At 62.2% G+C, this 13,558-nt stretch carries 13 protein-coding genes; 4 read left to right on the top strand and 9 right to left on the bottom strand.

The features are described from left to right. The first annotated feature begins 7 nt into the window (after positions 1–7). From AKV04_RS15460 to AKV04_RS15445, 4 genes are read left to right on the top strand one after another with little or no spacing between them, the layout of a single operon-like run. Positions 8–1,099, top strand: coding sequence for a BMP family ABC transporter substrate-binding protein (locus AKV04_RS15460; RefSeq protein ID WP_054007317.1), 1,092 nt, complete (start codon positions 8–10; stop codon positions 1,097–1,099). Positions 1,100–1,103: 4 nt separating this feature from the next. Further along, entirely contained in the window at positions 1,104–2,594 is a 1,491-nt protein-coding gene (locus AKV04_RS15455; RefSeq protein WP_054007316.1) for an ABC transporter ATP-binding protein, read from the top strand. Then, on the top strand, positions 2,591–3,667 hold the full coding sequence (locus tag AKV04_RS15450; protein ID WP_054007315.1) for an ABC transporter permease: 1,077 nt from the start codon (positions 2,591–2,593) through the stop codon (positions 3,665–3,667). The genes AKV04_RS15455 and AKV04_RS15450 overlap by 4 nt, the downstream gene beginning before the upstream one ends. Then, positions 3,664–4,575: an ABC transporter permease gene (locus tag AKV04_RS15445; RefSeq protein ID WP_054007314.1), complete on the top strand. Its 912-nt coding sequence runs from the start codon at positions 3,664–3,666 to the stop codon at positions 4,573–4,575. Before AKV04_RS15450 ends, AKV04_RS15445 begins: the two co-directional genes overlap by 4 nt. Positions 4,576–4,650: 75 nt before the next feature. Here the strand turns inward: AKV04_RS15445 and AKV04_RS15440 are convergent, their stop codons facing one another. The 9 genes from AKV04_RS15440 to AKV04_RS15400 form a co-directional block, all read right to left on the bottom strand. Continuing rightward, complete coding sequence (locus AKV04_RS15440; protein WP_054007313.1) at positions 4,651–5,265, bottom strand: exonuclease domain-containing protein; 615 nt, start codon at positions 5,263–5,265, stop codon at positions 4,651–4,653. Positions 5,266–5,378: 113 nt separating this feature from the next. Continuing rightward, entirely contained in the window at positions 5,379–5,879 is a 501-nt protein-coding gene (locus tag AKV04_RS15435; protein ID WP_082351663.1) for a diacylglycerol kinase family protein, read from the bottom strand. Then, on the bottom strand, positions 5,876–7,675 hold the full coding sequence (locus AKV04_RS15430; protein ID WP_156317576.1) for a linalool dehydratase/isomerase domain-containing protein: 1,800 nt from the start codon (positions 7,673–7,675) through the stop codon (positions 5,876–5,878). The genes AKV04_RS15435 and AKV04_RS15430 overlap by 4 nt, the downstream gene beginning before the upstream one ends. 71 nt (positions 7,676–7,746) lie before the next feature. After that, a complete protein-coding gene (locus tag AKV04_RS15425; protein WP_054007311.1) occupies positions 7,747–8,118 on the bottom strand; it encodes a transcriptional regulator in 372 nt (123 codons plus the stop codon). After that, a complete protein-coding gene (locus tag AKV04_RS15420) occupies positions 8,111–8,707 on the bottom strand; it encodes a hypothetical protein (RefSeq protein WP_054007310.1) in 597 nt (198 codons plus the stop codon). Before AKV04_RS15420 ends, AKV04_RS15425 begins: the two co-directional genes overlap by 8 nt. Before the next feature lie 148 nt (positions 8,708–8,855). After that, positions 8,856–10,334: a DUF2125 domain-containing protein gene (locus tag AKV04_RS15415; RefSeq protein ID WP_054007309.1), complete on the bottom strand. Its 1,479-nt coding sequence runs from the start codon at positions 10,332–10,334 to the stop codon at positions 8,856–8,858. A gap of 54 nt (positions 10,335–10,388) precedes the next feature. Beyond that, positions 10,389–11,597, bottom strand: coding sequence for an ABC transporter permease (locus AKV04_RS15410; RefSeq protein ID WP_054007308.1), 1,209 nt, complete (start codon positions 11,595–11,597; stop codon positions 10,389–10,391). A 1-nt stretch (position 11,598) separates the two neighbouring features. Continuing rightward, the gene (locus tag AKV04_RS15405; protein WP_054007307.1) at positions 11,599–12,306 is read right to left on the bottom strand and encodes an ABC transporter ATP-binding protein; all 708 of its coding nucleotides are present in this window, start codon (positions 12,304–12,306) and stop codon (positions 11,599–11,601) included. Then, positions 12,306–13,547, bottom strand: a complete 1,242-nt coding sequence (locus AKV04_RS15400) for an efflux RND transporter periplasmic adaptor subunit (RefSeq protein ID WP_054007306.1) — start codon at positions 13,545–13,547, stop codon at positions 12,306–12,308. The genes AKV04_RS15405 and AKV04_RS15400 overlap by 1 nt, the downstream gene beginning before the upstream one ends. Positions 13,548–13,558 lie beyond the last annotated feature (11 nt).

Here is a 13,558-nt window from a genome sequence, read left to right as displayed (position 1 = left end):
AAATCCGATGACCCAAACCCGCCGCTCTTTCTTGAAAACCTCCCTCGCCGCCAGCACCGCCATGGCGCTGCCGATACCGGCCTTCGCGCAAGACGGCGTGCTGAAAGTCGCGCTGATCGTGCCCTCGCCCGCCGCCGATGTCGGCTGGTCGCACACGCTGGAGCTTGGCACCGCAGCGCTGCAGGCCGAATACGGTGACAAGATCAAAGTCACTTTGTTGGAGAATATCGCCGAAGGCCCGGACGGCGACCGCATCATGAACAAGACCGTGGCGGACGGAAACACCTTCCTGATCCTCGGCTCGTTTGGCTATATGAACGGCGGGCTGAAGCTGGCCAAAGCGCATCCGGAAGTGTCGATCCTGCACGCCTCGGGCTATGAGACCGCGCCGAATTTCTCGCCGTTTGGCGCGCGTTATTATCAAGGCACCTACCTGATGGGGATGGCGGCGGCGTCCTTGTCGAAGTCGAAGAAACTCGGCTGTGTGGGCGCGTTTGCGATCCCCGAACTGATCACCTCGATCAACGCCTTCACCTTGGGGGCGCAGGCGGTCGATCCGGCGATTGAAGTGTCGGTGGTCTGGGTGAACTCGTGGTTTGACCCTGCATCCGAGCAAGAAGCCGCCAAGGCGCTGCTGTCGCAAGGCTGCGATGTGGTGTTCTCCAACGCGCAGGACACGCCGTCGGTGGTGGCCGCGTGTGAAGAGGCCGGGGCCTATGTGTTCAACCTGAACTCGTCGATGAAGACCTATGCGCCGAAGAAATATCTGGGCGTGGTGGGCACCGATTGGGCGCCCTACTTCAAGGCGAGCGTCGCCGCGCACTTGGCTGGCACCTTCGCGGGGGCAAGCGCGTGGCTGGGCATGGCAGACAAGTGCGTGTTCGTCGCCGACTGGAACCCGGATATTGCGCCTGACACCGTGGCGAAGATTGAGGCGGTTCATGCGACCTTGCTGGACGGCAGCTTCAGCCCGTTCACCGGGCCGCTGACCAATCAGGACGGGGCCGAGGCTGTGGCTGCGGGTGTGACGTTGGGCGATGACGCAATCCTGTCGATGGATTGGCATGTCAAGGGCGTGACCACGCCGCTGCCGAAGTAAGCCCGTGACCGCGCTGTTGTCTTTACAAGCCGTATCAAAGCGTTATGGCGCGGTGCAAGCCAATGCCGGGATTGATCTTGTGGTCGATCCCGGTTCTATCCATGCGATTTTGGGCGAGAATGGCGCGGGCAAATCCACGCTGATGAAGCTGATTTACGGGGTGGAGTCCCCCGATGCAGGCGTGATGTTGTGGAAGGGTCAGGCGGTGAACCTTAACAGTCCTGCCGAAGCGCGGGCTTTGGGAATTGGCATGGTGTTTCAGCATTTCTCGCTGTTTGAAACGCTGTCGGTGGTGCAAAATATCGCGCTGATCGTGCCGGGGCGGAAGGCCGATCTGGCGCGGCGCATCCGGGCTTTGGGAGATGAGTTTGGGCTGGATGTCGATCCCGAAGCGATGGTGCACGCCCTGTCGGTGGGCGAGCGGCAGCGGGTGGAGATTATCCGCTGCCTGCTACTGAACCCGGAATTGTTGATATTGGATGAGCCGACCTCGGTGCTGCCGCCGCAAAGTGTGGCGCGGCTGTTTGAGACGCTGCGGGCTTTGCAGGCGCGGGGCATGGCGATCTTGTTCATCAGCCATAAGCTGGAAGAAATCAAAGAGCTATGCGACACCGCAACCATCCTGCGGGGCGGTCAGGTGACGGGGCGGCTGGACCCACGCGCCCATTCCGCCAAGGATCTGGCGACGCTGATGATAGGCCGCGCCATGCCGCCGCCGTTGCCTGCAACGGTGCAGGAGGTGGGCGAGGTGCGGTTGGAACTCGGCGGGTTGGATTACGTCAATGACGATCCGTTTGGTGTCTCGCTGTCGGACATTTCCCTGCGCGTTCATAGCGGTGAAATTGTCGGCATTGCGGGGATTTCTGGCAATGGTCAGCAAGAACTGGCGGCGTTGATCTCGGGTGAGGTGGTGCAGGCGGGCGATATGATCCGCATGATGGGGCGCAGCGTGGACGCGGTGGGCGTGGCGCAGCGCCGCAAGATGGGCTTTGCCTTTGTGCCAGAGGAGCGCTTGGGCCGCGGGGCGGTGCCGGAAATGTCCTTAGCCGACAATGCCTTGCTGACCGCGCATGGAGCGGGTCTGGTGCAGCGTGGCTTTATCCACCGCACACCCGAACGCGCCTACACCGCCGCCTGTATCGCTCGCTATGACGTGCGCACCCCCGGCCCGGAAGCCGAGGCGGGTGCGCTTTCCGGTGGCAATTTGCAAAAATTCATCATGGGTCGCGAGATGATGCTCGATCCCAAACTGCTGCTGGTGTCGCAGCCGACCTGGGGCGTCGATATTGGCGCTGCCACCGACATCCGCCAGCGTTTGGTGGCGATGCGCAACGCGGGGGCGGCCATCTTGGTGATTTCTGAGGAGTTGGAGGAGTTGTTCCAGATCTGCGACCGCCTGCATGTGCTGCACAAGGGCCATCTGTCGCCGTCTTTGCCAACTGCGCAGACCAATGCAGAGCAGGTCGGCACCTATATGATCGGGGCAGGCGCATGAGGGTCAGCTTTATTCGCCGCGAGCGGGCCTCGCGTATGGCCATGCTGTTAGCCCCGATCGCGGCCTTTGCCTGTGCGATTGTGGCAAGCGTGATCCTGTTCACCTTGCTGGGCAAAGCCCCCGGTCAGGCGTTGTATTCGCTGCTGCTGGAACCGTTTCTGACATGGTATAACTTTTCCGAAGTCCTGCTGAAAATGGCCCCGCTGCTGCTGATTGCCCAAGGCTTGGCCATCGGGTTTCGCGCCAATGTGTTCAACATCGGGGCGGAGGGCCAGTTGATCATCGGCGCGATTGCAGCCTCGGCCCTGCCGGTGTGGTATCCGCAGGGCGATAGCGGCTTCATGCTGCCCGCGATGCTGGCGATGGGCGCGTTGGCGGGAATGGCTTGGGCTGGGATCGCCGCCATGTTCCGCACAAGGTTCAATGCCAATGAAATTCTGGTGACGCTGATGCTGTCGCTGATCGCCGCCCAAGTGCTGAATTACCTGCTGCTGGGGCCGTGGAAGGACCCGCATGGTTTTAACTTTCCGCAAAGCGTGATGTTTCCCGATGCGGCTTTGCTGCCGATCCTGCTGCCCGGCACGCGGGTGAATATCTCACTGCTGTTCGCGCTGGTGGCCAGTGCGCTGGCCTATATCCTGATGCGCCACCGCTTTGCCGGTTTTCAATTGCTGGTCGGCGGGCTTGCCCCCCGCGCCGCCCGCTATGCCGGGTTCAGCGAAGCCCGCGCGATCTGGGTCAGTTTGCTGCTCGGCGGTTTGGCGGCGGGCCTTGCCGGAGCGGCAGAAGTGGCGGGACCCTTGGGCCAGTTGCAGCGCTCGGTCTCGACTGGATACGGCTATTCGGCGATCATCGTGGCGTATTTGGGCGGGTTGAACCCATGGGGCATCGTGATCTCGGCCTTTGTGATGTCGGTGATCTATATTGGTGGCGATAATGCGATGGTGTCGGCGGATTTGCCGATTGCCGCCGTCTGGGTGTTTCAGGGCCTGCTGTTGTGCTTCTACCTCGCTGGCCTCACCTTCATCCGCCACAAGGTCAGCTTCACCCGCAAGCCACGGGCCACGCCATGAACGCGGTTGATTTCATTCTGGCAGGGATGCTGGCCGCAGCGACGCCGATGCTGTTGGCGGCCTTGGGCGAGATGGTGGTGGAGCGGTCTGGCGTGCTGAATTTGGGGCTGGAAGGCATGATGGCGCTGGGCGCGGCTTTGGGGTTTATCACGACCTACACCTATCAAAGTCATGCTTTGGGCTTTCTGGCCGCAGGCTTGGGTGGGGCAGGGCTGTCGTTGCTGTTCGCGTTGATTGTGCTGGGGTTTGTCGCCAATCAGGTGGCGGCGGGGTTGGCGATTGGCATCTTAGGCACCGGGCTGTCCGCGCTATTTGGCAAAAGCTTTGAAAGCCTGACGATCAGCGGATTGCCGAAACTGGCGCTGCCGTTGCTGTCTGATCTGCCCGTGGTGGGAGTGCTGTTCGTGCAGGATGCGGTGGTTTGGTTGACGATAGCCCTCGCGCTGGCGATCTGGGCCACGATGAACCATTCAAAACTGGGACTGATCATCCGGGCGGTGGGCGAGAACCCGCATGCCGCCCGCGCGATTGGCTTTCGGGTGCTGCCAATCCGCTGCGCGGCGATTGGCTTTGGCGGAGCACTTGCGGGGATCGCCGGGGCCTATGCCTCGACGGTCTACACGCCGCTCTGGGCCGATGGCATGATCGCCGGACGCGGCTGGATCGCTTTGGCGCTGGTGGTGTTTGGCACTTGGCAAACCGGGCGGGTGGTGTTCGGGGCGTTTTTGTTTGGTGCGCTTTCGTTGGGCGAGCTGACCACTCAAGCGGCGGGCGTCAACATCCCGTCGCAGCTTTTGGCCTGCGTGCCCTATATCGTGACGATCCTGATGCTGGCGGTGATTTCTTCGAACCGGAGGCGGATGCGGCTGAACACGATTGCCTCGTTGGGGCAGCCATTTGAAAAGTAGGCTTGCTGCATAGATCGCTGGGGGTTTCACACCCCCAGACCCCTGTGGGATATTTGAGCACAGAGGATGACAATTTTATTCAAATGGTTCGTAATAAGCGGCGGCAGACCGTCCCTCTCGCGGTGATTTAGCGCTCTGTTTGGCGAGGATTTCGACAAAGCTGCGCCCGGTCTTTGCCTCGGCACATAAGACGACCTGTGCCGCTGCCCGCGCATCCTCGCCCGCATCATGGTGCTGAAACTGCAACGACAGCGCCTTTTTGAGATGGCCCAGACCATGGCCGCCGTTGCCTTTGAACTCGGGCCAAGCGCGGCGCGCGATGGTGACGCTGTCGACCCAATGCAAGGCGGGCACATCGAGGCCATGCCAGCCACACGCCGCCTCTACCGCGCGCTGATCAAAGCGGGAGTGTTGCACAATCGGCTGCTGCGCCATCAGCGGCGCGAGGGCGGCGATCACCTCGGGAAATTGCGGGGCGTGGCGAACGGCAGCGGCATCTATGCCATGCAGTTGGGTGTTGAAGTCGGAAAACGGCTCAGCAGGGTCGACCAGCAGGCTGAAATTGTCAATCTGGCCCCAATCATCGACGCAAGCGAGGCCAACCTGACAAATGCTATGCGCATTGCGGTTGGCGGTTTCGACATCAAAGGCGATGAAGCGATAGGGCGGGGTCAGATGGCCGGGGATCATCGCGCGGTCTTTGAATGGATCACAACACGCCCCAATATTCCGAAATCTGGTCTGGGCTGCAGTTTGACGCACCTGGCGATAGAAGGGCAAGCCTTGAACGGCGCTGTTAGACCTCAGCCGCCGCAGATCGCATTTGCGGCAGGCAACAGCCGTGGCAGCAGGATCGTCGCCAGCACCGCACAGGCAGTCAGGGCGGCGATCAGCACGGCCGCGGCGGCCACGTCTTTGGCCTTGCCGATTGTGGGGTTTTCTGCGGGCGAGATCACATCGCAGAGATGCTCAAGCGCGGTGTTCAAGAGTTCGGCGATGAACACCAAGGCCACGGCAAACAGGGTCCGCGCCCATTCGGCGGCAGTGAAGTGCAAGCCCAGACCCAGCGCTGTCATCAACACGGCGGCCGCCAGATGCAGGCGGGCGTTATGTTCCTCGCGCAGGGCGGTGGCGAGGCCACGGCCAGCGTAGCGGAAGCTGCGGGCGCGGGCGGTCCATGAGAAGCGTACGGGGGCGGCGGCTTCGGGGCGCCATGCCAAGGGTGAGGCGGGGCGCAAGCCGAGTTTATGCAAAGCGGTGCCGATGAGGCCGAGCAGGGCGATGAACAGGGTACAGCAGATCATCGGTTTGACGCTTTCTCTGTCAGCAGAGTAAAGGCGCTGTGCGGGGTGAGGGTCAGGTGCAGGGAGGCTTTGCCTTGCGCATCCGCGATCAGTTTACCGCCGATATCACCGCGCAGCAGATAGGCTTGATGCGGCTGTAACCCTGCAAAAGCAAGGCTTTGTACCTGACCCGGCTGGCGCGGATACAGCACCATCTCTAGCCCGCCTGCGGTATTGCGCGCTTTCGCTACCAAGGTCTCGGCATAATCCACCGCTTCGATATACGGCCCCGCGACCACCTGCGGCTGCATCAGCGCAGCCAAGCCGCCCGTCCGATGCGCCCGCGCCATCACCTCATGCGCTAAGGCCCAAAGTGAGGCGCTTTCGCGATGCGCCACCCCGGAGGCGATCACTTCGGGGCAATCCGCCTCCAGCAGCGCCAGCAGATCGCCCGCCGCCGCCTCATCGCCGATCTCGCGCGCTGCCAGCGCCAACCCGGTATAACCCGCCGCCCGCGACAGGCCATAATTGCCGACATCCAGCCGCCAAATCGCGTGCCGCCACCCGCGTCCACGCAGCGCATACCGCAGGCTCTGCCACTGCCGCTGCGCCATATCGGGGGCGATGGCGTGCAGGTAAACGCACGGATAGCCCTGCATCAGCGCCCCGCCCACCGCCGGAGCCGCAATCCCGGTCAGGCTGGAGCGGAACGCCACCAGATCGCCTTTGGCCCCGATAAACTCAGCCTCCAGCCCGGCCCGCAGCGGCCCAGAAATCCGCAGCCAATGGTCAGTCCTGTGGCGGTTGGAATGGGCGCGGATAGCCGCGGCAGTGATCAGATTGCACAGGGGGTAGACCCAATGCGGCTCACACGGCAGCAGGCCAAGGCGAGAGGTTTCGTACTGCCGCGTCAGGGTCTCGATGATCTGCGGCTGGCTGTAGGTGAAGCTTTGCCCGCCGCTGATCTGCACCTGTGTCGCATCAAACGGATAGCCGCAGGCATTGGCGCGCAGGGCGATTTGGGCGGCGACAAAGCCCGCATACATGATGTTGCCGCTGGCAATCGGATCGGGGTCATGGCGCAGATTACCCCAGAGGTTTTCCCATGCCCAATAGCACCAGACTTTCGGATTCTGTATCTTGATCAGTAGGTTATCCTGCGCCTGATGCAGATAGCCCTTACAGGCCGGAGCATAGTGCGCCTGCACCAGCGCCAGTGCGAAGGCGACAAAATTCACCTGATAGCGCAAGGCTGCGGTCTGAAACGGGTCGCGATGCTCAAAGCCGTTGAATTGATCGGCGGGCTGCAAGGCGCGGTCCAAGAGCAGACGCAGGCGGGCAAGATCGGCGGGAGACAACTCGTCGGCAGACGGGGCAGGTATAGGCAGGGCGGGACAGTTGGCGAGATGAAGGTTAAGCCGGGCGCGATGGTTCTGTGCGCGGCGCAGGGCGCGGCGCTGCCAGAGCCAGATCGCTGCAAAACCCAGTATAATCAGGGTGGGGGCGGTCAATTTTTGCGTCGGAGAGGGAGTGTTTTCCGCCGCAAGCCACGCCGCGCCCAGCCAAACTATCGGCGGTAGCAGCAGATTGCCCGTCGCAAACCAGATCAGCAGGGCCATACCGAACAGCGCAGCACTCGCCAGCATCGCCCAACCTGCGATAAACCCTGCCCCCGGTGCCATCAGCCCCAGCGCAAAGCCTGCCCAAGTCGCAGGTGCCAACAGCAGCAACGCCACAGCCGCGCCGAACAATGTGGCATAGACCCCCGCAAAGCGCCGCAACAGCCTGCGGGTTTGCGGGCCACGTAGATGGCTCAATTTGGGGAACAGCAAGGGCTCCGCGTTTAGCAAACTACTTTGCATTGCAAAGTTGCTCCACAAATAAAAGCTCAGGCCAAATCCGGTTCGGCATCGGGAAATGTGGCGGGCAAACTGGCGGCCAAGGGGGCCGCATCGCGCAGCACCTGCTCCAGCACGCTGAGGTAATCGAGAAACTGCTGCTGTCCGCTGGAGGTGATCGTCACCGCCGTATGGGGCCGGTTGTCTTCATAGCCCTTGACCACCGCCACCAGCCCGCTTTCCTGCAACACCTTCATATGGCGGCTTAAATTTCCATCGGTGAGGCCGCAATGTTGCTTCAACTCGGTGAACGACAGCCCTTTCGGATGGGTGATCAGCGCGGTCAGCAAACTTAACCGCGCTTTTTCGTGCATCACCCGGTCCAGCCCGTCATAGGCATATCGGGCGGTGGGTTTAACCATGATTGCGCCCCGCGAGATACAGGCACAGCGCCACCAGCAGTTGCCCCAGACCAAACGGCAGCCCCATCAACCACGGCGATAGCCCGCCAGTGCTGGCCAAAATCAGCGACGCAAGCCCGGCCAGAAAATACCACGCCCCTGCAATCCGCAGGCTGGCGGGCAGTCGCGCACCCGCGCTGAACAGGCCAAGCGCGATCAGAATCTGCCACAATCCGGGTAGCAGTCCCATCGCCTCGGGCACGAACCGATAGAGCACAGCGGCGATGCTGGCCCCGGCAAGACCGGCTGGCAGGAAGGCTTCCGCCATGCCCCAGACGAACGGACCCGCCAGCCCGCCATGGTGACGCTTGGACAAAGCCCACATTTCCGTCCCGATCAGCGCCAGTGACAGCACTGCAACTCCAAGCCACAGCGTGAAATACTCCGCCGCCGCCTGCACACCCTGTTGATTTTGCCACATCGCCGCGATCAGCGCTAAAACCCCAGTTCCAGCCACCACCGTTGGCCCAAAGCCGCGAAACAGCCGCGCGCCCGCAATCTGGTTGCGGATCAGGGCTAAGTCAGCAAGGGCGCGGTTGATCTCGGTCATACCGCTTCCTAGCACGTACACTTTTCGTTGCAAAGTACTTTGCTAAAGGCTTCAGGCTTTCACGGCACCAAACATATCGGTAAACGCGTTCCAGCGCAGGCCAGAGGCAGCGATTTCCGATTCCCTGTAAGCCTGAACCGATCTGGTGCTATTTGATCTGCTGATTGTTGACGAAGACATGGCCGTCCGGGCGGATTTCCACATCCGATTGCAGTACATCCTGATCTGGTCCGGCGTCTTTCGGCTTATCGGTCAACATCGCCAAGCCATAGCGCAGCCCCATCACCGCATCCGACGGGATCACGCCGCGCCGAATGAACTCCTCCAGCACCGCCATCCCGCCACTTATCCGGGCCGAGCCTTTGCCGGTGGGCACAGCCTTTGGGTCGCTGGTGTCCATCGTCAGCCCACCGCTGGCGGTGATCTTCGCCCCCAGCGCCTGCAGCACAAAACGGTTCAGATCCATCGCATAGATCACGGCATCCTGCTTCGCGAGGATTTGCGCCACCGACATCTTCATCACGCCCGACAGATCCAGATCAAACTGCGCCGGGTCATGCCCAAACCCGCCGCTTGGGTCGAGCACCGCCCATCCCGCCGCATTGGTCGCGATATCGTCCAGCTTGAAAGCAAACTGCCAAGGGGCGGGCACCTCCCCCACCGGAAGCTGCGTCGTCATGCGCAGCGGGCCAAGGCTTAGCCCCACATCCTTCTGCGCCAGCTTTGGCAGATCCAGCGTGGCGGTTATCCCATCCATGCCCATATCAAAGCTTAAGCCATCTGCAGCGAAATCGAAGCGGAAAAAGCTGGGCTTGGTTTCATAGCTCGCCGCATAGTCCAGATCAGAACCCGCATGGCTTGTCACCCCGCTGCTGCCCGAGTCCTTGCTTGTCAGCCGAACGACGAAGCCGGGCAGCATCAGCTTTGTCGCATCCACCTCACCGTCGCGTTCCGGCAAATTCAGCCAGTCAACGCCCGCGGGCAGCGTCGCCATCAGGGTGATTTCCCCATCCCGCATCTCGCCGCGACTAAATTCTTTTGCACCAGTCTGGTCGTTTTCGGTCGAGGTATCGACACGAAACAGCGCCGAAGCCAGATGGACCTGCGCCTGCGCGGGGGGCTGCTGCGAGAAGGAAAATCCCGCGTCCAGTTTGCCGAAATCAAGATTGGCCACCGTCATGCTGCGGGCGGTGCCGCTGGTCTGCGCGGGGTCATCCGTCGCAAGCGCCACCGTCAGCTGTTCGGCCAGCAAGCTGAAGTCATTGCCCTGCGCGCTATGGCTGATCCGCAAGCGCGCCGCCACGCCACCAATACGCAAATCAAGCGAATCCTGCCCATTGCGCGTCCGCAGTTGCAACGGGCCAAGCAACCCAATCGTGACACTGCCATCGGCGGCATCGGTGGCCTCCAGCACCTCGGCCAATAGCAAAGGCTCGGTCGCACCACGCAGCACCAGCCGCAGGTCGGTCAGCCGCAAGCCGTCTTTGAGCGGGGTGACTTCTGCGCTCAGCCGCATGCCCCGCGTCTCAGCTTGCGATTGCGCATTTTGCCACAGATCATCCGCCGTCAGCGCCAGCACTGGAAACGCCCATAGCCCCGCCAGTACCGCCCAGACCAACACCCGCATTCGGGCCTCCCTTGTTGCCACAAGTTCATCCAGTTTGCCTGCGCACAGCAAGCGCTATTGATAGCGCAACGCCTCAATCGGATCGAGCCTTGCGGCGCGGCGGGCCGGGAAATAGCCAAACACCACCCCGATCAGTGCCGAAAACCCGAAGGCCAGTGCCACCACCGCACCCGAGGGCACAAACGGGATCGCCATGAACACCGAGCCGCCATAGGCAATCGCCAACCCCAAGCCGATGCCAATCGCACCGCCGAGCAACGACAGCACCACCGCTTCGACCAGAAACTGCAGCAAAACCTGCCTGGCACTCGCCCCCACCGCCAGCCTTATGCCAATCTCGCGCGTGCGTTCGGTGACCGAGACCAGCATGATATTCATGATGCCGATACCGCCGACCAACAGGCTGACCGCCGCCACTGACGAGAGCAGCCCGGTCAGCACGGTATTGATGCCGCCGAGCATATTCGACAGCTCTTTGCTGTCGGAGACGCTGAAATTATCCGGCTGCGTCAGCCCAATCCGCCGACGCTCGCGCAGCACGGCTTGCACCGCCGCGATACCATCTTCCGCGCTGACTGATTTGCGCAAGGCCACCGCGATGCTGTCGACATTGGCATTGCCCTCCAGCCGCCGCTGCACTGCTTTCGCGGGCATCAACACCAGATCATCCTGATCCTGCCCAAAACTGCCCGAGCCGCGCGCGCTCAGCACCCCCAGTACCTGACAGGCGACGTTTTTCACCCTTATACTTTGGCCGACCGGGTCAGAATTGCCGAACAACTTTGTCGCAACCGTTTGGCCCAGAACGCAAACCGCCGATCCGGCACTTTCCTCATGCGGCTCAAAACTGCGCCCCGTCCGCAGCGCCCAATTCTGCACGCGGGTGTAATCGCCACTGGTGCCATAGACCTGCGTCGCCGCATTGGCATTGCCGAACACCACGGTTTGCCCGGAACTGACCACCGGGGCGGCATAGCCCACCAGCGACAAATCCGCCAAAGCCTCGGCATCTTTCAGGCTAAACCTGGGGGCCGTGGCACCTCCGGTCGGCGGACCAAAGCCGCGGGTGCCGGGGCGCACGGTCAGCACGTTGGTGCCGAGGGCAGCCACGCTGGCGCTGACCTGCGCCGAACTGCCTTGCCCGATCGTCACCATCGCGATCACCGCAGCGACGCCAATCACCACGCCCAACACGGTCAGAAACGTCCGCAGCTTGTTGCGGATGATGGTGGTGAAGGCGAGGCTGACCGTTTCCCACAACATCCTAAGCGCTCCGCGAGATCAGGGCAGGGGTGGCCTCATCGCGGGTCAGCTTGCCATCGGTGAACACGAGCAAACGTTGGGCGTAAGCGGCGATGTCGTTCTCATGCGTCACCATCACAATGGTGATGCCGTCGCGGTTCAAGGCTTGCAACAGCTGCATGATCTCATGGCTGCGTTGGCTGTCGAGGTTGCCCGTAGGTTCATCCGCCAAGATCACCATTGGATCACTGGCAAGCGCCCGCGCAATCGCCACCCGCTGCTGTTGGCCGCCCGAGAGCTGCGACGGATCATGGCCCTCGCGGCCCTCCAGCCCAACCTTGTGCAAGGCCAACCGCGCGCGGGCAACACGCTCGGCCTTCGGCAAGCCCCTATAGATCAAGGGCAATTCGACATTTTCTAATGCCGATTGCCGGGCAAGCAGGTTAAAGCCCTGAAACACAAAGCCCAGACAATGCCTGCGCAAGAGCGCCCGGCGGTCTTGGTCCAGATCCTGCACCTCGACGCCCTGAAACAGATATTTCCCCGCCGAGGGCCGATCCAGACAGCCGATGATATTCATCGCGGTGGATTTTCCAGACCCCGACGGCCCCATGATGGCGACGAATTCTCCGCGTTCGATGCTAAGGTCCACCCCATCCAGCGCCCGCACTTCTGCCTCACCCCGGCCATAGGTGCGGGATACGCCAGCAAACTGGATCAACGGCGGCATCAGCGCGCCCCGGAAGTCTGGTCGGTGATCACCGCATCGCCCTCGGTCAGTTCACCCGTCACGACAGTAGAGCGCCCGTCCGTCGCCCCCAACACCACCGCGACCTCAGCAGGCACCCCCGCCTGCAACAGCCAGATCGACTTGCCACTGCCAAGGCCCGCAGAACCACGACTGCCGCGCGTGGGCAGGATCAGCCCGACCAGACCACCAGACGATCCACGCCCAGCCTCTTGCACGGGCGGCGCATAGCGCAACGCCGCATTCGGCACCAGCAGCGCATTCGCGACCTTGTCCACCGTGATCACCGCTGTCGCCGTCATGCCGGGGCGCAGCAGCCCATCGGGATTATCCACTGACAACACCGCCTTATAGGTCACCACCTCATTGGTGGTTTCCGGGGCAAACCGCACTTGGGTGATCACCGCCGGAAAACTGCGGGCCGGATAGGCCTCTACGGTGAAATCCGCCACATCGCCGACCTTGACCTTGCCAATATCGGCCTCGTCAATATCGACCAACAACTGCATCCGCTGCAGATCCTCCGCCAGCTTGAACAAAACCGGCGCCTCAAAGCTTGCCGCCACGATCTGCCCCGCTTCGGCGGTGCGATCCAACACCACGCCATTGATCGGGCTGCGTATCTGCGCCTTGCCCAGATCGGCGCTGACCAGATCGAGATTGGCCTCGGCCAAAGTCAAATCCGCCCGCGCAATCTCGACCGCCGCCTGCGCGCGTTGATCCGAGGCCTCGTAGCCCACCATATCCTTGCGTGTCGCCACCCCGCGCGCCGCCAACTCCTGCTGGGTTTTCAGCACCGCCGCCGCTTCCCGTGCCGAGGCTTCGGCTTGCGTCACCTTGGCCTTCGCCGAGGCCAGTTGTGCGCGCGCATTATCGACTTGTGCGGTCAGCTTGGTGGTATCCAACTGCGCCAGCACTTGGCCGACTTTCACCGTATCGTTGTAATCCACCAAAACGCTGGTCAAAGTCCCCGACAGTTCCGAGGACACCTCAACTTCCGTGGTCGGCTGCACTGTCCCGGTGGCTGTCACCACCACCACCAGATCGCCCTTGGCGACGGCTTCGGTCGTATAGCGCACCTCCGCCGTCCCGGCGCTGCGGCCGATATAATACCACGCCGCCGCCGCAGCCAAAACCGCCAGCACCAACACGACCCAAGGCCAGCGCCGCCGCTTGGCCCCACCCCCGGCCAACATTCTGGCAATGTCATCGCTGCTTTGCATCTGCGTCCTTC

The organism is Cypionkella psychrotolerans (assembly GCF_001294535.1).
GTDB lineage: Bacteria > Pseudomonadota > Alphaproteobacteria > Rhodobacterales > Rhodobacteraceae > Cypionkella > Cypionkella psychrotolerans.
The sequence above is the reverse complement of the archived record's forward strand: the minus strand, read 5'-3'. Positions and strand labels throughout refer to the sequence as shown.

What these genes read in the sequence shown, in the direction of transcription:
- AKV04_RS15410 (WP_054007308.1), bottom strand. Translation starts at nt 11,597, where the DNA reads ATGTTGTGGGAAACGGTCAGCCTCGCCTTCACCACCATCATCCGCAAC.
- AKV04_RS15415 (WP_054007309.1), bottom strand. Translation starts at nt 10,334, where the DNA reads ATGCGGGTGTTGGTCTGGGCGGTACTGGCGGGGCTATGGGCGTTTCCA.
- AKV04_RS15440 (WP_054007313.1), bottom strand. Translation starts at nt 5,265, where the DNA reads ATGATCCCCGGCCATCTGACCCCGCCCTATCGCTTCATCGCCTTTGAT.
- AKV04_RS15405 (WP_054007307.1), bottom strand. Translation starts at nt 12,306, where the DNA reads ATGCCGCCGTTGATCCAGTTTGCTGGCGTATCCCGCACCTATGGCCGG.
- AKV04_RS15450 (WP_054007315.1), top strand. Translation starts at nt 2,591, where the DNA reads ATGAGGGTCAGCTTTATTCGCCGCGAGCGGGCCTCGCGTATGGCCATG.
- AKV04_RS15425 (WP_054007311.1), bottom strand. Translation starts at nt 8,118, where the DNA reads ATGGTTAAACCCACCGCCCGATATGCCTATGACGGGCTGGACCGGGTG.
- AKV04_RS15435 (WP_082351663.1), bottom strand. Translation starts at nt 5,879, where the DNA reads ATGATCTGCTGTACCCTGTTCATCGCCCTGCTCGGCCTCATCGGCACC.
- AKV04_RS15420 (WP_054007310.1), bottom strand. Translation starts at nt 8,707, where the DNA reads ATGACCGAGATCAACCGCGCCCTTGCTGACTTAGCCCTGATCCGCAAC.
- AKV04_RS15445 (WP_054007314.1), top strand. Translation starts at nt 3,664, where the DNA reads ATGAACGCGGTTGATTTCATTCTGGCAGGGATGCTGGCCGCAGCGACG.
- AKV04_RS15400 (WP_054007306.1), bottom strand. Translation starts at nt 13,547, where the DNA reads ATGCAAAGCAGCGATGACATTGCCAGAATGTTGGCCGGGGGTGGGGCC.
- AKV04_RS15460 (WP_054007317.1), top strand. Translation starts at nt 8, where the DNA reads ATGACCCAAACCCGCCGCTCTTTCTTGAAAACCTCCCTCGCCGCCAGC.